Annotated in this window: 15 protein-coding genes and 1 pseudogene; 6 read left to right on the top strand and 10 right to left on the bottom strand. The window is 70.6% G+C overall.

The window, feature by feature from the left end; all coding sequences use genetic code 11:
• Positions 1 to 84: 84 nt before the first annotated feature.
• From AC1RIF_RS04335 to AC1RIF_RS04345, 3 genes are all read right to left on the bottom strand, one after another.
• On the bottom strand, positions 85 to 2,301 hold the full coding sequence (locus AC1RIF_RS04335) for a DEAD/DEAH box helicase (protein ID WP_492600763.1): 2,217 nt from the start codon (positions 2,299 to 2,301) through the stop codon (positions 85 to 87).
• Positions 2,302 to 2,673: 372 nt separating this feature from the next.
• Positions 2,674 to 3,639, bottom strand: coding sequence for a M56 family metallopeptidase (locus tag AC1RIF_RS04340; protein WP_492600160.1), 966 nt, complete (start codon positions 3,637 to 3,639; stop codon positions 2,674 to 2,676).
• 29 nt (positions 3,640 to 3,668) lie between these two features.
• Entirely contained in the window at positions 3,669 to 4,121 is a 453-nt protein-coding gene (locus tag AC1RIF_RS04345; protein WP_492600161.1) for a BlaI/MecI/CopY family transcriptional regulator, read from the bottom strand.
• A 134-nt stretch (positions 4,122 to 4,255) separates the two neighbouring features.
• Here AC1RIF_RS04345 and AC1RIF_RS04350 point away from each other — a divergent pair, with 134 nt between their 5' ends.
• Together AC1RIF_RS04350 and AC1RIF_RS04355 are read left to right on the top strand one after the other, a co-directional pair.
• Positions 4,256 to 5,563, top strand: coding sequence for an alpha/beta hydrolase (locus AC1RIF_RS04350; RefSeq protein WP_492600162.1), 1,308 nt, complete (start codon positions 4,256 to 4,258; stop codon positions 5,561 to 5,563).
• Positions 5,560 to 8,118, top strand: coding sequence for an MprF family protein (locus AC1RIF_RS04355; protein WP_492600163.1), 2,559 nt, complete (start codon positions 5,560 to 5,562; stop codon positions 8,116 to 8,118). The genes AC1RIF_RS04350 and AC1RIF_RS04355 overlap by 4 nt, the downstream gene beginning before the upstream one ends.
• Here AC1RIF_RS04355 and yidC read toward each other — a convergent pair.
• From yidC to AC1RIF_RS04375, 4 genes and pseudogenes are all read right to left on the bottom strand, one after another.
• A pseudogene (yidC, locus tag AC1RIF_RS04360) lies at positions 8,042 to 9,083 on the bottom strand (membrane protein insertase YidC); the annotation flags it as partial. The gene AC1RIF_RS04355 and the pseudogene yidC overlap by 77 nt on opposite strands.
• 138 nt (positions 9,084 to 9,221) lie before the next feature.
• Entirely contained in the window at positions 9,222 to 9,545 is a 324-nt protein-coding gene (locus AC1RIF_RS04365; protein ID WP_492600164.1) for a DUF6412 domain-containing protein, read from the bottom strand.
• Between the two features lie 146 nt (positions 9,546 to 9,691).
• A complete protein-coding gene (locus AC1RIF_RS04370; RefSeq protein WP_492600165.1) occupies positions 9,692 to 10,018 on the bottom strand; it encodes a hypothetical protein in 327 nt (108 codons plus the stop codon).
• Positions 9,990 to 10,292 carry a hypothetical protein gene (locus AC1RIF_RS04375; protein WP_492600166.1) on the bottom strand — a complete coding sequence of 101 codons (303 nt, stop codon included), beginning with the start codon at positions 10,290 to 10,292 and terminating at the stop codon, positions 9,990 to 9,992. Before AC1RIF_RS04375 ends, AC1RIF_RS04370 begins: the two co-directional genes overlap by 29 nt.
• Positions 10,293 to 10,428: 136 nt before the next feature.
• Here AC1RIF_RS04375 and AC1RIF_RS04380 point away from each other — a divergent pair, with 136 nt between their 5' ends.
• The 4 genes from AC1RIF_RS04380 (at position 10,429) to AC1RIF_RS04395 (ending at position 14,522) form a co-directional block, all read left to right on the top strand.
• A complete protein-coding gene (locus tag AC1RIF_RS04380; protein ID WP_492600167.1) occupies positions 10,429 to 10,953 on the top strand; it encodes a hypothetical protein in 525 nt (174 codons plus the stop codon).
• Positions 10,950 to 11,573, top strand: coding sequence for an RES family NAD+ phosphorylase (locus tag AC1RIF_RS04385; RefSeq protein WP_492600168.1), 624 nt, complete (start codon positions 10,950 to 10,952; stop codon positions 11,571 to 11,573). The genes AC1RIF_RS04380 and AC1RIF_RS04385 overlap by 4 nt, the downstream gene beginning before the upstream one ends.
• 132 nt (positions 11,574 to 11,705) lie before the next feature.
• Complete coding sequence (locus AC1RIF_RS04390; RefSeq protein ID WP_492600169.1) at positions 11,706 to 12,932, top strand: TerD family protein; 1,227 nt, start codon at positions 11,706 to 11,708, stop codon at positions 12,930 to 12,932.
• A gap of 39 nt (positions 12,933 to 12,971) precedes the next feature.
• Positions 12,972 to 14,522 carry a TerD family protein gene (locus AC1RIF_RS04395; RefSeq protein ID WP_492600170.1) on the top strand — a complete coding sequence of 517 codons (1,551 nt, stop codon included), beginning with the start codon at positions 12,972 to 12,974 and terminating at the stop codon, positions 14,520 to 14,522.
• A 33-nt stretch (positions 14,523 to 14,555) separates the two neighbouring features.
• Here the strand turns inward: AC1RIF_RS04395 and AC1RIF_RS04400 are convergent, their stop codons facing one another.
• Genes AC1RIF_RS04400 through AC1RIF_RS04410 form a run of 3 tightly spaced genes read right to left on the bottom strand, consistent with a single transcriptional unit; the run spans position 14,556 to position 18,006 of the window.
• Positions 14,556 to 15,422 (bottom strand): ABC transporter ATP-binding protein, encoded by an 867-nt coding sequence (locus AC1RIF_RS04400; RefSeq protein ID WP_492600171.1) that lies wholly within the window; start codon positions 15,420 to 15,422, stop codon positions 14,556 to 14,558.
• Positions 15,419 to 16,528 (bottom strand): FecCD family ABC transporter permease, encoded by a 1,110-nt coding sequence (locus AC1RIF_RS04405; RefSeq protein ID WP_492600172.1) that lies wholly within the window; start codon positions 16,526 to 16,528, stop codon positions 15,419 to 15,421. The genes AC1RIF_RS04400 and AC1RIF_RS04405 overlap by 4 nt, the downstream gene beginning before the upstream one ends.
• The gene (locus AC1RIF_RS04410; protein WP_492600173.1) at positions 16,525 to 18,006 is read right to left on the bottom strand and encodes an iron chelate uptake ABC transporter family permease subunit; all 1,482 of its coding nucleotides are present in this window, start codon (positions 18,004 to 18,006) and stop codon (positions 16,525 to 16,527) included. Before AC1RIF_RS04410 ends, AC1RIF_RS04405 begins: the two co-directional genes overlap by 4 nt.
• Positions 18,007 to 18,010: the final 4 nt, after the last annotated feature.

Below are 18,010 nucleotides of genomic sequence, written 5' to 3' on the forward strand. Positions count from 1 at the left end.
GTCACGCACATCGGCCCCGGCAGCCCGATGACGGGCTGGCCGGGGCCGACGTTCAGGCCGGTCGATCACCGACCGGTGTGCGCGTTACTGGGTGCGGCCGCGGCTCGGGCCGTCGAAACCGTCGTAGCTGCGACGATCGGTGCGGCTACGGAAGCCGCTCGAACGCTGCTCGGACGGCGCACCACCGTTGCGGCGGTCACCGAACGAGCGGTTGTCGCGGTCACCGAAGTCGCGACGCGGGCCACGATCGTCCCGGTTGCCCGAATGTCCCCGGAAGCCGCCACCGTCGCCGTCACGACGCGGTGCGCGGTTGTCCCGATCCCCGAAGTCCCGGCGCGGGCCCCGGTCGTCGCGGTTGCCGAACGAGCGGTTGTCGCGGTCACCGAAGTCGCGACGCGGGCCGCGGTTGTCCCGGTCGCCGTAGCTGCGGTCGTTGCGGTCACCCCGATCGTTGCGGAAGCCGCCACCGCGCGAGTCGTTGCCGCGGAAGCCGCCACCTTCCCGGTTGTCGCGATTGCCGCGGAAGCCGCCACCGTCGCCGTCACGACGCGGTGCGCGGTTGTCCCTATCACCGAAGTCCCGGCGCGGGCCGCGGTTGTCCCGGTCGCCGAAGTCCCGACGGGGACCACGGTCGTCGCGGTTGCCGAACGAGCGGTTGTCGCGATCCCCGAAGTCCCGACGCGGGCCGCGGTTGTCCCGGTCGCCGAAGCTGCGCTCACCCCGGTCGTTGCGGAATCCGCCACCGTCGCGGTTGTCGCGATTGCCCCGGAAGCCGCCACCGTCGCCGTCACGACGCGGTGCGCGGTTGTCCCTATCACCGAAATCGCGACGCGGACCGTCGAAGTCGCGGCGCGGGCCGCGGTCGCCGAAGCTGCGCTCACCCTGGTTGCGGTCGCCGAAGTCCCGGCGTGGGCCGCGGTCACCCCGATCACCGAAGTCCCGGCGCGGTCCACGATCGTCCCGGTTGCCGCGGTAGCCGCCCTCGCGGCGCGGGCCACGATCGCCGAACGACCGCTCCCTGCGATCGCCGCGGCCGTCACGGAAGTGGCTCTCGCGCACCGGCTCACCGCTGGGGGTGCGGGCGCCGGTGATGGTGGCGAGTTCCTCGGAACCCGGGGCCACGGGCACCGCGGTGGCGTTGACGCCGGCCATGCCGGTGAGGCGGCGGAACATCCGTCGCTGGTTCGGCAGCACGATCGCGGCGACCACACCGGCCTCGCCGGCGCGCGCGGTGCGTCCGGCGCGGTGCAGGTAGTCCTTGTGGTCCTGCGGGGGATCGACGTGCACGACGAGGTCGATGCCGTCGACGTGGATGCCGCGGGCCGCGACGTCGGTCGCGACGAGCACCGGGGTGCGGCCGTTCTTGAAGCGTTCGAGTACCCGGGTGCGCTGGTTCTGCGCCTTGCCGCCGTGCAGGGACTCCGCGGCCACACCCTGCTCGCGCAGGCGTTCGGTGATGCCTTCGGCGCCGAGCTTGGTGCGCGCGAACATGATGGTGCGGCCGCCCTCACGGGACGCGATCTCGGCGAGCACCGCATCCTTCTGACCGCGATCGACCAGCAGCACGTAGTGGTCCATCGTGGTCACCGAGGCGCGACCGTCCTGGGTGGAGTGCAGTTCGTGCTCGGGCAGGAACTCGCGGACGAGGGTCTTGACGTCGTTGTCGAGCGTCGCGGAGAACAGCAGCCGCTGGCTCTCGTCGGGGGTGTCGCCGAGCAGCGTGCGAACCTCGGGCAGGAAGCCCATGTCCGCCATCTGATCCGCCTCGTCGAGCGCGGTCATCTCGACCGAGTCGAGGATGCAGGTGTTCTGCCGCAGGTGATCGCCGAGACGACCGGGGGTGGCGACCAGGATGTCGACGCCACGGCGCAGCTGATCGACCTGCTTGGTGAACGGGGTGCCGCCGACGGCGGCCTTGACGTTCAGTCCGATCGAACCCGCGTACGGGGTCAGCGATTCGACGACCTGGAACGCCAGTTCGCGGGTGGGCACCAGGACGAGGGCGCGCGGACGCTTGGGCGCTGGGCGGTCGTCGTGGCGGGCGAGACGGGTCAGCATCGGCAGACCGAACGCGAGCGTCTTGCCCGAACCGGTCTGGGCGCGGCCGAGGATGTTCTTGCCGGCGATCGCATCCGGGATCGCCATGGCCTGGATCGGGGACGGGATGGTGATCGAGTTCCGTGCCAGCGCGGCGACGACGGGCTCGGGCAGCCCGATCTCGGCGAACGTCGGGCCGGAGGCCTCCACAGTTTCGGGAGCGTCCTCGGTGGGCGTGGGCTCGGAAGCCTCCACGGCCTCCACTGGCTCGGACGCTTCGGTGGTCACGGCGTCGGCCGTGTTCTCCGTGCTTTCGGGGGCTTCGGGGATCTCGACGGAAATCTCGACGGTCGACTCGCTCTCGTTTCGAGCAGCGGAATCTTGGGCAGCATTAGTCACGCGGAATTACCTCTCCGGACGTCGGGCACGTCGCGGAGCGGGCTGTCACGCAGCCGCACGAAGAGACGAGCCAGGGCACAATTCACCTGGCCATCCGTGCGCCTTGCGCGGGTGAGATGGGGCTGTGTGCCTACATTGATTGATCGGACCGCGATGGCGGTCGCAGTCGAGTGTACGCGATCTCGATCGGCACCGAGGATCGGGCTCGACGCTGTGACCAGCGTTACTGTGCGCGAATCAGGGGTGGGACGCCGAGAACAGGCGGCTCAACTCGACCAGCCACGGCACCGCCACGGCGATCGTGGGGATCACCAGGATGGCGGCCGCACCGACGTACGCGGCGGCCGCGATGCGGACGTCGCCGCCGGCACCGGTGAGGCGCTGCACGCGTACCAGGGTGCTCGGGCCGCCGACGGCCATCGCCCCGCGCGGCGCCGTGGAGCCGGCGCAGGCGACGAGCGCGCGGGCCAGTGGCGCCGGTCCCGTCACCTTGACCGCGGAATCGTCGGCGAGCAGCTCGACGAGCAGCTGTACGGATCCGAGCGCCGACTTGGAGCGCGCGACCCGCGGGAAGGCTTGGTGGACGGCGGTGAAGGCTTCGAGCACGAGGTCGTGACGGGCCCGCAGATGCGAACGTTCGTGGGTGAGGATCGCGGTGATCTCGGCCTCGTTCAGCGAGTTCAGCGTGCCCTCGCTGAGGACCACCCGCTGCCGCAGCCCGGGCAGGCAGTACGCGATCGGCTCCGCGGCATCGAGCACACGAACATCCGAGATGCGGCCGAACGCGACCGAGATGTCGACGTCGCCCCGATCGAGGAGATCGACGAGCATCCGGTGCCGGGCACGACGCCGCCGGGTATGGATCGCGACCCGCACGATCGAGAAGATCAGCCGCGCACCGATCAGCAGCGTCAGCCCGAACACGACGACGTACAGGATCCACAGCGGAAGCCCGAGCGCATCGATCTCGGCGGTCGGTTCCGTGGTGGGTCGACCGTCCGGACCCGGAACGAGCAGTCGGCTCGCGATGGCAAGTCCCGAACTGAACGCCGACAGCACCGCGGCGAGCGCGATGGCCTGCCACAACACCAGGGCGGCCCGCGGGGAGCGGAACGTCCACCGTGCGCGGCTGAGCAGGGCCGGCACCGGACCGCTGAGAGCGAGCGCGAGCACGCCGAATGCCAGCGCCGTGGGCGCGTTCATCGTTTACATGTCATGGCAGGTGAGTGGCCTCAACTGGCCCGGCCGGTACCCGGCCGGAGTCCGGGCGGATGGACCGGATCGCCGGCCTGCGGGGGCTGGGACGCCTTTGCGGCCTCCGCAGTCTCGAGTGCGGCAAGAGCCTCGCGCAGTGCGGCGGCCTCGTCTGCGCCCACCTGTCCCACGAAATGCACCAGCGCGGCGGCGCGCTCACCCGAGGCGTCGGCCTGCTGCAGGGCATCGACCATGAGGCTGGCGACCAGCTCGTCGCGACCGTGCACCGGCTGGTACCGGTGCGCGCGGTCGTCGCGCTGCTGGATGACCAGGTGCTTCTTCGCCAGACGCTGCAGCACGGTCATCACCGTGGTGTACGCCAGCTCTCGCCGTGCGGCGAGTGCCTCGTGCACCTGCCGCACCGTCTGAGGTTCCGACATGGACCACAGGTGGTCCATCACCGCACGTTCGAGCTCGCCGAGTCCAGCCATGCTGCGATTCTACGGACCGCCCGCCCCGAATGCTTACTACTGCCGGTAGTAAATTCGGCGAGTCGGTGTGGTATGGGACGCATCGCCCCTCGGCGCGGTATACCGGTGGAGGAAGCGTCCGGGGCGGAGGTCCGATGTTCGGCTGGCTCGATCGTGTGTCCCTGGTGTCCGGGCCGCTGCCGGTGATCGTGGTGGCGCTCGGCATCCTCGGCGCGGGTTGGCTCTGTGCGGGTCGCCGCCGGTGGTTCCTGCGGTGGGCGCTGCCGCTGTCGATCGTCGGGGCGGGCGCAGTGACCGCGGCGCTGTACGTGATCGTCGAGCGGGTGTGGCGGCCGTTCCCCGATCCGGTCGAGAAACCGGTCTACGTGTGGATCGGGATCGGGTTGTGGGCGTTGCTCCTGCTGGGTCCGCGGATCGTCTCCGGGCGCCGGTGGATGATTCCCGTCTCGGTCCTCGCGTCCGGCGCGGTGGTCCTCGTCGCGGCGTTGCAGATCAACCAGGTGTTCTACGCCTATCCGACGGTGGGGACGGCCCTCGGCCTGCCCGATCCCGACCGGATCGACTTCGCGCAGGTACCCGCGCCGACGGGCCCCGTCGTCACCGGCCGCCCGCTCGAGGAGGCGTGGGCGTCTCAGGTCCCCGGCGGCCTGCCCGACAACGGACGGTACTCGTCGGCGTCGATCCCGGGGGAGACCTCGGGTTTCGCCGCGCGCGACGCGGTGGTCTATCTGCCGCCGTCGTACTTCGTCAGTCCCCGGCCGCTGCTGCCGGTGCTGGTCCTGCTCGCCGGGCAGCCGGGGTCACCCGAGGACTGGCTCAACGGCGGCAAGCTCGCCGCCACGATGGACGCCTTCGCGCGGGCCCATCACGGGCTCGCGCCGGTGGTGGTCGTCCCGGACGGCACCGGATCGCAGCTCGCGAATCCGCTGTGCCTGGACTCGAAGCTCGGGAACGTCGCGACCTATCTGGCGGTCGACGTCCCAGCGTGGACGAAGTCGCATCTGCAGGTCGACCCGGATCCCCGGTCCTGGGCGGTGGGCGGGCTGTCGTACGGCGGGACGTGCGCGCTGCAACTGGCCACCAACTATCCGCAGGTGTACCCGACATTCCTGGACCTGTCGGGGCAGGAGGAGCCCTCGCTCGGGGATCGGAAGCGCACCGTCGAGGAGGCGTTCGGCGGCGACGAGGCCGCGTTCGTGGCGGTCAATCCGATGGATCTGATGAAGACGCGCCGCTATCCGGACACGGCGGGGATCATCGTCATGGGTGACCGCGATGACGCGTACCGCGGCGGTGCGAAGAAGGTGTTCGAGGCGGCGAAGAACGCGGGCATGGACGTGCAGTACGTGGAAGTGCCGGGCGCCCACAGCTTCTCGGTCTGGTCCGCGGGCCTGCGCGAGGAACTCGACTGGCTGGCGAAGAGGATGGGGCTGATCGCGTGAACACGGTGCGGCGGTACGGACGGCGGGTCGTCGACCTGCTCCGGCACGGTGTCACCGGCGCCCCGGTCAGCATCACGGTTCTCGCGGTGATCTGGGTGCTCGGGTTCGCGACCGATTCGCTCGTGCACGGCCCCGCCCAGCTCGTCGATCGGCACCTGGCGGTCGGCATCGGTCCGATCGAGCACTGGCGGCTGTGGACCCCGCTGACCGCGGGCCTGTGGGCGCCCGGCCTCGCCGGCTATCTCGGTGCGACCGTGCTGGTGTTCCTCGTCGCGGCCCCGCTCGAACGACGGATGGGGTCGGGGCGGTTCGCGGTGGCGGCGGTCGTCACGCAGGTGGCGGGTTCGGTCCTCGGTCTGGCGGTGGCGACCACCGTCAAGCTGCTCGACGCCGACTGGGGGTTCCGCCTGCACATCGGGACCGCGGTCGGCCCGACCACCTGGATCGTCGGCGTCGTGGCGGCCGCCAGCGCGTCGATGGACACACTGTGGCGCAGACGGATCCGAGTCGGACTGCTGGCGTTGACGATCACGCTGGTGCTGTTCGCCGGGCAGTTGCAGGACGTGATCCGGTTGGGCGCTGTCGTCGTCGGACTGTGTCTGGGGCCGTGGATCGTGGGCCGCTCCGCGCGCGGGCCCCGCATCTCCGGGACCCGGCGCGAGGGGCGGGTGCTGGTCGCGATCGTGGTCGCAGCCACCTCCGTCGGCACCATGCTCGCGGCACTGTCCCCGCACGCCGTCGGCCCGCTCGCGGTGCTGCGCGACCTGTTCCGGGGCGTGCCGTGGACGGCCGCCGAGGTGCGCGAGATCTGCGAGGCGTCGCAGACCGACCCGGACTGCCGGCGCGGCGAACTGGACCTGCGGCTGTCCGGTGTCGGCCCGACGCTGCTCAGCCTGATGCCGTCGGTGTTCCTGCTGGTGCTGTGCGACGGGCTGCGCCGCGGCCGCCGATTCGCGTGGATCGCGGCTACCGTCGCGCAGGTGGTGCTGCTGGCGCTGTCGTTGCTGAACTTCGTGGTCCGGTACATCGACGTCGCCGACGAGGACACGCTCTTCTACGGGCTGGACGCCCCCGATGTCTATCGCACCCTCATCCCGTTCCTGACCCCGCTGGCGCTGGTGATCCTCTTGCTCGCGACGCGGAAACTGTTCGACGTCTCGGCGCCCCCGAAGACGTACCGCCGGTTGTCCGTCAAGCTCGCGGTACTGCTGATCGGGCTCGGGCTCCTGTACGTCCTGGGCGGGATGTGGGCGCGCGGCGGCTTCGACCGCCGACCCACGCTGGCGACGCTGATCGCCGACTTCCCCGAACGTCTGGTCCCGCCGGTGTACCTGCAGATGCTCGATCCGCGGTTGCTGCCCGTGGACTGGGCCTCGACGCTGCTCTACGAGTGGACCGGCGTCGTGTTCTGGGTGGTGGCGTGTGGGCTGGTGGCGGGCACGTTCCTGCGGCCCGCGTACGGGGCCGACAGCGGCGCGGCGGAGCGGGCCCGGGAGATCCTCACGTCCGGTTCGGGCAGCGCGCTGTCGTGGATGACGACCTGGCGTGGCAACTCGTACTGGTTCGGCACCGCCGGAGACAGCTACGTGGCGTACCGCGTCATCGGCGGCGTCGCGCTCACCACCGGCGGCCCGGTCGGACGGCCCGACCGGGTGCACGACGACGTGGTCGGGTTCGCCGAGTTCGCCGCCTCCAACGGCTGGGCCCCATGCTTCTACTCGGTGACCGGGGATGTCCGGGCCGTGGCCGAGGACCTGGGCTGGGTCGGCGTGCAGGTGGCCGAGGAGACTGTGCTGGACCTGGGTTCGATCGCGTTCACCGGCAAGAAGTTCCAGGATGTGCGCACGGCACTCAACCGCGCCGCGAAGTCGGGGATCACCGCCGAGTGGATCAGCTTCCCCAGCGCGCCGCTGTCGATCACGGACCAGATCACGGCCATCTCCGAGGAGTGGGTGGCCGACAAGGGGATGCCCGAGATGGGGTTCACGCTCGGCGGGCTGCAGGAGATGGACGACCCCGCGGTGCGCTGCCTGATCGCGGTCGACGAGCAGCGCACCGTGCACGGGGTGACATCGTGGCTGCCGGTGTACCGCGACGGCGCGGTGGTGGGCTGGACGCTGGACTTCATGCGCCGGCGCGCCGACGGCGCTCATCAGGGATTCCGGCCGGCGATGGAGTTCCTCATCGCCTCGGCCGCGATCACGCTCGAGCAGGAGGGCGCGGAGTTCGTCAGCCTGTCCGGGGCCCCGCTCGCCACCGTGCAGCAGGGCGACGACACCACCGCGGTCACGCCTGCGGACGACGTCCGGCCTGGGCTGTCCGAGGCTCTGGACTCGGTGCTCGAGGTGCTGGGCCAGACCCTCGAGCCGGTGTACGGGTTCCGGTCGTTGCTCGCATTCAAGTCGAAGTTCCAGCCGCGGTACGAACCGATGCACATGTGTTTCCCGGACCCCGTCGCGTTGCCGAGCATCGGCAACGCCATCGGCCGCGCCTACCTGCCCGAGGTGTCGTTCGGGCAGGGGGTGCGCCTGGTCCGGACGTTGATCCGGCGGTGAATCCGCCGTCGCGGCTGCTACTTTCGCCGGCCCCGCTTCTGTCGGTCCGGCGTCGGCCGGGTCGCCGGTCGGGCACCGGGTCGGGGCGCGGAGGCCGCTCGTCGTTCGGAGATCTCAGACTGTCTCGCGGCTTCCTCTCGGTCGATGCGGGCGAACACGAGATGCTGCTGGCCGTACGTCCAGACGTTGTTGCTCACCCAGTACAGCAGGATCGCGATCATCAGGAACGGACCGCCGACGAGGACGCCGAGCGGAAAGACCCACAGCATCAGCTTGTTCATGATCGCCGACTGCGGATTGGCTGCCGCCTCCGGACTCTGCCTTCCCACCGACGCCCGGGCGTTGAGGTGCGTGGCCAGGCCCGCGAGCACCATCAGCGGGACGGCCACGGCGGCGATGGTGGCCACGGTCGGGATTCCGCCGTGCTCGGCGAACGACGCCAGGGTGCTCTGCGGGCTGGTGATCGCCGCAGAGATCGGTGCACCGAACAGGCGCGCACTCAGGAACGACTGCACATCGGTGGCGCTGAAGAGGTAGTTCGCGGTGTTCGCGTTGGCCTCGGGCGTCATCCCGAGCTGACCCAGCCCGGTTCCGGTGCGGTTGAACGAGCGCAGCACGTGGTACAGGCCGAGGAACACCGGGATCTGCACCAACACCGGCAGGCAGCCCATCAGTGGGTTGAACCCGTGCTCCCTCTGCAGCTTCTGCATCTCGGTGGCCTGGCGTTGCCGGTCGCCGGCGTACTTGCGTTGCAGGGCTTTGATCTGCGGCTGCAGTTCCTGCATCCGGCGGGTCGTGCGGATCTGGTCGACGGCGGGTTTGAGCAGCAGAAGGCGCAGGGTGAAGACCAGGAACATCACCGCCAACGCCCAGGCGAAGCCGTTGTCGGGACCCAGGATCGAGCCGAACACCTTGTGCCAGAACCACAGGATCGCGGACACGGGGTAGTAGACGAAGTCGAGCATGGTGAGCACCTCTTTGCTGCACGACGCAGGGGCACGCGGCCGTCGTGCGAGTGGAAGGTCACGCCGGAATCCTCTGCGGACTCGTGACGGCGCGGAAAGGGACGGTCGGGTGAAGCGGCCGGTGTAGCACCGAGAGGGCTACGCGGCGGCCGGGACCTGTCCGGGTGCTCGGGGCCGACGAGGGCGGCCGGGGGTGTCGGGGGCGCTCTGCCTGCGGAATGCACCGCGCAGCCGCTGCTCGTCCCGTGGCGGGCCGGTGGCAGCTTCGGTCTGTGAGTGCAGCCGGGGCAGTGAGCCCTGCCCGGCCACCGCGAGCACGAGCACGATCGCAACGGTGGCACCCACTACCGCAGCCGGCCCGTCGATCGTGGTGGTCGTGGCAATCACCAACGCCAGCACGGCCACCCACGTGAGCCGAACAAGGTTCAGCTCCCGCGTGAGTTCGGACCAGATCCGTGCCATGCGAGAAGCGTACCGAGCGAATGCCCACGTGCACAGAACGTCGATCCGTACCGACCCGGATGGTGCCTCCCCGCCGAGCGGATCTTGTGGCGGAAGACCGGATGGACGGACGACGTGACGCGCCGGCGCGGTTTGTCTCCGAACGGTCAGCTCCCGCGGTTCAGTTCTTCGATGACTCGCGCCGTGTCGGGTGTGCAGTAGTCGGGCGGGAGGCCCGCGACGACCTGCTTGCGGATCCGGGACCGCGCGAGCCGCTCCGCGCTCAGGTCCATGGGCCCGGTGACAGTCGCCGCGAACCGGGCGAACGATCGGAGGTCGCGGAGGAGCCCGGTCACCTGGGGTTCGGTGTTGCGACCCCAGCGCAGCGTGTAGCGGTTGTCACGGGTGAATTCCGTGCCCCAGGATCGGAGGGGCGCCAGCAGCGTTGCCGCGTCCGGGTGCCGCTCACTCGAAAGCCTGAGTCGTTCTTCCACAGCGTCCTTCCACAGCGTCGATGTGGATCTCCCCGACCGCGGTGAGGTCGATACCGCCGCGGGTGTGCCGCCCCGTCATCTCGGTGAGGTGGATCGCGGCCTTCGTGCCGCCCGCCTGCGCCCGCTCCCAGCTCCATCCTCGGCCGGGCGCATCGTCGGGGGCGAACCCTTCCGCGCCCGCGGCCTCGGCGATGCGGGGAAGTAGTTTCTCGGCGAAGCGCCGCCGGTACTCGGCGCGTGAACCGGGGGCCTCGCCGTCGGAGAGCGTGCTCACACCCCCGAGTATGGGGCAACGAAACCGGATGCGATGTGCGCGGCGTGCCCGTCGGTGCCGCCCCGAGTGGTTGACGTGGTTGACCGACCGGTGGCAAGGTGTGGTTGACAAGGTTGACGAGTGAGAGGACTGAGTCGTGACGTCGTTGGTGGAGCAGGAGCGCGAACTGATCGAGTTGCTCACACGGCGGGTGCACAGCACCTTCGCGGCCGCGGCAGAGGCCGGTGTCCCGGCCGAGACGTTCGCGGACGTCGAGGCGATCGCCGATGCGATGTCGGCGGCGTTGCCGACCAGCCATGTGTACGACCAGATCGTCGGACCGTTCTACGACACCGCGGGTCTCACCCGCTGGTGGCGGGTCAGCCGCCAGGCCGTCAGCAAGAAGGTCGCCACCAACGCGCTGATCGCATGTCGGCTCGACGACGGCCAGTGGGTCTACCCGGTGTGGCAGTTCACCGCGAGCGGGGCCGTGCATCCGGCGCTCGTCGAGGTGTGGCGCATCCTGCGCGCGGCGGCCGACCCGTGGACCTGCGCGCTGTGGCTGTGCACGTCGCAGGACACGCTGGACGGGCGGTCCGCCGCCGAGTGGCTGACCACGGACGGCCCGGCCGAACCCGTCCGCACCGCGGCCCGCGCCGACGCGCAGCGGTGGGCTGCATGACCCGTGAGGTCGTTGCGCTCGGCGCCCCCGGATCCCGCTCCCTCGCGGGCTTTCCCACGTGGTCGCTGACCACCCGCCGACGGCTGCTGCGCGGGCATCGCACCGCCAACGGCGCGTGGTGGTTCGCGTCGTCCGGTCGGGGCCGGTTCGACCTCGACGACCCGGACGGCACCTGCTACGTCGCGTTCGACGAGCGCACCGCGATCCGGGAGACGGTCGGGGAGGTGCTCGCGTCGATCGGCGTGATCACCCACGACTTCGCCACCGAGCGTTCGCTGTCGGAGCTGCGGGTACCGACCCGGCGGCAGCTGGCGGACACCTGCGCCGAGACCGCCGCCGATTTCGGTCTCACCCGCGAGTTGTGCACGGTCACGCCCTACGACATTCCCCGGCAGTGGGCGGCCGCGCTCGCGGCGCAGTCCGACGGCATCCGCTACCAGAGCCGATTCGCCACCGGATCGTCGGCGAACGCGGCCGCGCTGTTCGGACCGGCGGGCGTGCGCACCGACTGGCCCGCCGACGACACCCCCGAACCGTTCGCGGCGGCGGCCCGCCGGTGCGGGTTCACCGTCGGATCGCTGCCCCGGACCGTGCGGATCGTCGAGCCGCCCGGCAGTTGAGGAGCGGTGCGCTCGGACAACGATTTCGTCTCCGCGGTCGGACCGGAGTGTCGCTCCGGTTCGGCCGTGACGTGCCGCCGGTCGCGTACGCTCCCGTATCGACCACCGACACATCGAAGGATCCGTAACGCCGTGACTGCACCACTCACCAAGGGGCAGAACGCCCCGATCGCCGCTAACGACGTCATCGTCTCGCTCGAGCTGACCGCAGCCGCTGATCTGTCGGCTCTCCTCGTCACCGCGAACGGACGCGTCCGATCCGACGCCGACTTCGTCTTCTTCAACCAGCCGACCGGACCCGGCGTGCAGCTACGGGCGGGGCAGGGCAGTCAGGCTGCGACGCTGCACGTTTCGCTGTCGTCGGTGCCCGCCGACATCGATCAGGTTCGCACGGTCATCACCCTCGACGACGCCACGTCCACGTTCGGTCGCTCGGGCGCGCCGACTGCACGCCTCGCCGACGTCAACGGAAACACGTTGTACGAGTACCGGATCGACGGACTCGACACCGAATCCATCGTCATCGCCCTCGAACTGTATCGGCGGCAGGACACGTGGAAGGTCCGCGCGGTCGGACAGGGTTACGCCGGTGGTTTCGCCGCGCTGGTCACCGACCACGGTGTCTCCGTCGACGACGAACCTGCCGCTCCCGCAACTCCCGCAGCACCTCCCGCAGCACCTCCCGCACCGGCTGCGGCTCCGCCCGCTCCTGCCCCCGCCGCGCCGCCGGCTCGCCCGGCCGCACCGGCCCCGACCACCGAGGTCAGCCTGGTCAAGGGCCGCCCGGTCAGCCTCACGAAGGGGCAGCGGGTCAGCCTCCGCAAGGACGGCGGGGTGGCGCTCACCATGGTCACCATGGGTCTGGGTTGGGATCCCATCGAGAAGCGAGGCATGTTCGGCAGCCGCACCGTGGATGTCGATCTCGACGCCTCCGCGGTGCTGATCGCCGACAACCAGATCGTCGACGTCGCCTACTACGGGCAGCTGCGATCCAAGGACGGGTCGGTGCTGCACGAGGGCGACAACCTCACCGGCGTCGGGCAGGGCGACGACGAGGTCATCCACGTCGATCTGACCCGCGTCCCGCCGTACGTCACCACCGTCCTGTTCCTGGTGACGTCCTACAAGGGGCACACCTTCGAGCAGATCAAGAACGCGTTCTGCCGGCTCGTCGACGCCACCACGAGCAGCGAACTCGCGCGCTTCACCCTGCAGGGCGGTATGCCGTTCACCGGCATGGTCATGGCCAAGGTGTTCCGCGGACCCGACGGCTGGAAGCTCCAGGCGATCGGTGAGGGCATCCAGGCCAAGCATCCCGGCGAGGCCGCGCCCCAGCTGCATCGCTTCCTCGGCGCGTAGCGGGGGCCGGCAGTGCACATGATGCCTGGACAGAACTCCGTGTTGTCGACCACTACGGTGCGCTTCACCGCGGACAGCGCGACCGCGCTCGACGTGTCGGCGCTGGTCGCCGACTCCTCGCACCGGGCACTGTCGTCCGACGACTTCGTGTTCTACAACCAGCCGCAGACCCGTGGAGTCCGGCTGGGAGCGGACGGCGTCGAGATCGACCTCGACGCCGTCCGCCCCGATGCCGACGCCGTGCTGTGCATCGCGAGCATCGACCCGAACGCGGCGCCCGGCGCGGCCTTCGCCGAGCTCACCGCGATGCTGCATGCCGGGGACGGGGCTCCGGTCGCCACCGTCGAGGTCAGCTGCCGCTCCGCCGAATCGGCGGTGATCTGCTGGGAGCTGTACCGGCGGGCCGGACAGTGGAAGGTGCGGGCTGTCGGGCAGGGCTACAGCGACGGTCTCGCGGGCCTGATCACCCGGCACGGTGTCGCCGTCGACGACGCTGCCGACACCGCCGCCCCTGCGGTCGCGGCGCAGGAGCCGCCCGCCCCGCAGGAGGCGGACGCCGCCACCGGTTACGCGCCGATCGAGCCGCTCGACCCGGACCGGATCGTCGAACGGTTCGGGATGATCCAGGAGGACGCCGCCCGCTCTGCCGGCGCCTACATCGCGGCCCGCCAGTTCGCCGAGTCGCGCCTCGACAGCGAGCTGACCGCGGCCGTCTCCGATCCGGCCACCCGCAACGGCCCGGCGGGGGAGCAGGCGCGCTCCCTGGCACAGCAGCGACACGACACCGTGGTGGAGGAGGCCTACGCCCGGTACAGCCGGGACAGCACACATCTGGCGAAGGAACTCGACGCGATCGCGCCGCTGCTACCGCGATCGTGTGCGGACTGGACCTCCCCGGCCTGGGCGGTCGGGGGGGTCGGGGGCACCGCGGACGGAATCCGGATCGGTGAGTTGTCGGCGCCGCAGTGCGGTCCGCTCCACGTCCCGGTGGCTCTGCCGTTACCACTGCGCCAGCCGCTGCGCATCATCGGCCCGGACACCCCCGGAACGTCCGCGGTCACGTCCGCGGTCGCGCTGCGGATGCTGGCCTCCGGCACCGACATCCAGCTCGATGTCGTCGATCTCAGCGGTGGGCTGCGGTCGCTGACGTCGGCGCTGTCCCATCGCCCCCACGGATCCACGATCAGCACGGTCGACGACGTGTCCACGTTCCTCGAGGCGCTCGCCGCGTCGGTGGAACTGGGGATCCTCGATCGGGCCGACGGGGTCCGGGAAGCCGAGCCGCCGCGGCGGCTCGTCGTTCTGAACCACTTCCCGTTCGGCTACGAGGAGCGGCACTGGCCGGCGATCGCGTTCCTGGCGGAGTACGGCGCCGCGATGGGGGTGACGCTGGTGATCGTGGGCGAGGACTTCTCCTCGTTCGGGACGGCCGGCGACCACTTGGTCCACGGCAGCTACGCCCTGCCCGCGGCGGACAGCTCCGAGTGGTGCGACCCGTGGACCGGCAACGACTGGACCTTCACCCCGGACCGGGTACCGGCCGACACGGACGGTCTGGCCCGAGTGCTCGCGCACTTCGCGGGGCGGTGACGGGGCCCGATCGGGCGCATTCCGGGGTGCGGGTCACCGCTCCGGCGCCGGCCCGCCCACCGCGCCGTAGACGTGCCGGGTCCCGATGGGGACGATCAGCGGGCGGTCGGAGACGGGATCGTCGATGACCGCCGCCTCGAGGCCGAACACCTCGAGGAGCAGTTCCGCCGAGATGACGTCCTGCGGTGCGCCGGAGGCGACGATCCGACCCTCCGACATGACGATCAGGTGGTCGCTGTAGCGGACCGCGAGGTTGAGATCGTGCAGCACCATGATCACGGTGCGACCCATCTCCTCGTGCATGCGGTCCACCAGGTCGAGGACCTCCACCGAATGCGACAGGTCCAGGTAGGTGGTCGGCTCGTCGAGCAGCAGGATGTCGGTGCCCTGCGCGAGCGCCATCGAGATCCACGCCCGCTGACGCTGCCCGCCCGAGAGTTGGTCGACGGGGCGGTCGGCGAGGTCGCCGACCCCGGTGAGGGCGAGCGCGTGCGCCACCTCGGTCTCGTCGTCGGACGACCACTGGCGGATCCACGACTGGTGCGGATGCCGTCCGCGTGCGACGAGGTCGGCCACTGTCAGCCCCTCGGGTGCGACGGGCGCCTGCGGCAGCATGCCGAGCGTCCGCGCGACGTCCTTGGTGCGCATCGTCGTGATGGCCTTGCCGTCGAGCAGCACGGTGCCCGCGCGGGGCTTGAGCAGCCGGCCCAGTGCCCGCAGCATCGTCGACTTGCCGCACCCGTTGGGGCCGATCACCGTGGTGATCACGCCGGTGGGGATCTCCACGTCGAGGCCCTCGACGATCACGCGGTCGCCGTAGCCGAGGGTGAGGTTGTCGGCGACCAGTCGCGGTGCGGGGGAGGACGGTGCCGGCTCGGTGACGAGAGAGTGCTGGGTCATGCCGAGACCTTCCGGTTGTTGCGGACGAGGAGGTACAGGAGGAACGGGCCGCCGAGTGCCGAGGTGACGATGCCGACGGGCAGTTCCACGGGCAGGATGGTGCGGGCGATGATGTCGCTGCCGACGACCAGCACGGCGCCGGTGAGTGCGGACGCGATGATCGGAGGGCCGGCGGAGCGGACCAGGCGCATCGCGACCTGCGGGGCGGCGAGTGCGACGAATCCGACCGGGCCGGCCGCGGCGGTCGCGATCGCGGCGAGGATCACCGACGCGAACAGCAGCTTCGCCTGTTCGGGCTGCTGCCGGACACCGAGCGAGCGGGCGTTGTCGTCGCCGAGACGCAGCGCTCCGAGAGTGAAGGCCGCGATGATCGCCCAGCCGCCGATCAGCGCGAGCGCGATCGCCACCGGCCACACCTGACCCCAGCCGGCGCCGTTCAGTGACCCGTTGAGCCACACCTTGGCGCGGGAGACGTCGTTGATGTCGGCGGAGATCAACAGCCACCCGGTGATCGCGATCAGCATCGCGTTGATGCCGATGCCGATGAGGATCAGCCGGTACCCCTCGACGCCCTTGCGCCAGGCGAGGAGGTAGATGACCGTGGCGGTCAGCAGGCCACCGACGAGGGCGGCCAGCGGGATGCCCAGGGTGGCGAGCAGGCCGACGAAGGAGCCGCCGCCGCCGAGCACGATCAACGCGACGGCCGCCGCGCTCGCGCCGGACGTGATGCCGAGGATGTCGGGGCTGGCCAGTGAGTTGCGGGCGATGGACTGGGTGATCGCACCGGAGATGCCGAGCGCGATACCGATGAGCACCGCGGTCAGTGCGCGGGGCAGTCGCAGATCCATGACGATGAACCGCTGCACCTTGGTGCCACCGCCGAACAGGACGTTGGTGACCTCCGGGATGGACAGCGGGAAGTCGCCGCGGCCGATGCCGACGCACACCAGCAGGAACAGGGCGACCGCGAGCACGACGTTGACGACGATCATGTACGGCCGCAGCACCAGCGAGACCGGGCCGAGGCGGAACGCGGGCCGGGACGGCACCGTCGCGGGGGCGGCGCCCTCGGTGGAGTCGGGGGCAGAGGAGTTCAGGACGCTCACAGGCTGGCCAGCTTCCTGCGCCGAACGAGCGCGATGAAGAACGGGGCACCGACGACGGCCAGCACGATGCCGACCTGCAGTTCGCCGGGACGGACCACGACCCGGCCGATGACGTCCGACATGACGAGCATGAGGCCGCCGAGCAGTCCGGCGTACGGGACGAGCCAGCGGTAGTCGGGACCGGTGATCGCGCGAGCGACGTGCGGTACGACCAGGCCGATGAACGCGATCGGTCCGCACGCGGCGGTCGCGGCGCCGGTGAGCAGGGTGATCGCGACGATGCCGATCGTGCGGGAGGTCGCGATGTTGGTGCCGAGCGAGCGGGCGACGTCCTCGCCGAGGCTGATCACGTTGAGGCTCGGGGTGCTCGCGATCGCGATGAGCAGACCGAGGATCAGGAACGGCAGCACCTGCCACAGGATGTCGTAACCGCGGCCCGCGACCGAGCCGACCACCCAGAACCGGTAGCCGTCGAGGCTGGTCTGGTCGAGGATCACCACCGCGTTCGTCATGGCCTGAAGGAAGAACGCGACGGCCGCGCCCGCGAGTGCCAGGCTCAACGGACTCGCTTTCCCGTTGCCGATCGAGGACAGACCGAAGACGACGATGCTGGCGACGGCCGAGCCCGCGAACGCGAACCACAGGTACTGGCCCGGTGACGTGAGCCCGAGGGCGTAGATCGCGATCACCACGAAGAACGCGGCGCCGGCGTTGAGGCCGAGCAGGCCGGCGTCGGCGAGCGGATTGCGGGTGTGCCCCTGGATCAGTGCGCCGGCGACACCGAGCGCGATGCCCACGACCAGACCGAGGAGGGTGCGCGGGATCCGGAGGGTGCGCACGATGATGTCGGTCTCGCCGCCGGTCGAGGAGAACAACGCGTGGAAGATCTCGGCGAACGACAGGGGGCGGGCGCCGACCGCGATGCTGGCGAACAGCACCAGCACCAGCAGGACACCGAGGGCGAGTAGACCCAGGAGCCGGCGTCGGCGCACTGCCGCGAGGGATGTGTCGGGGGTGATCGGGGTGAAACCGTCGGCGCGTGCGGTGGCCTCCCGGACCACCTCGACTCCGGGTGTGGTTCCGGGGATCCGACGCAGGGCCCGCCGGACACCGAGCGGGGCGCCGGTCTCGGCGTCCCGGGTCACCAGCCCGCACCAGCCCTTGCCGACGGTGGTGCCCGTATTCCCTTCCCGGAACCCGCGATTCCAGACCAACAGTCCGATCGCGATCATCACCGCGGCCCCGCCGAACACGAAGCGGTCGGCCTCGCCGCCGCCGTTGGCGTCGCGCAGCGAATCGACGAGATACCACCCCAGGACGAGGGGTGCCGCCACGACGCCGAGATCGACGAGGTTCGCCAGCAGGCGCAGGGCTGCCGGTGCCGGGCCCTGGGGGACGACCTCTTTCCCGTAGTTCGATTGCGATGGGGTGTGCCTCGACGATTCCGGGTTCATGTCCGGGAGGCGGGTCGTCGTCACGGCT

The sequence above is a fragment of the Prescottella sp. GW823-FHT02E09 genome, assembly GCF_058797375.1.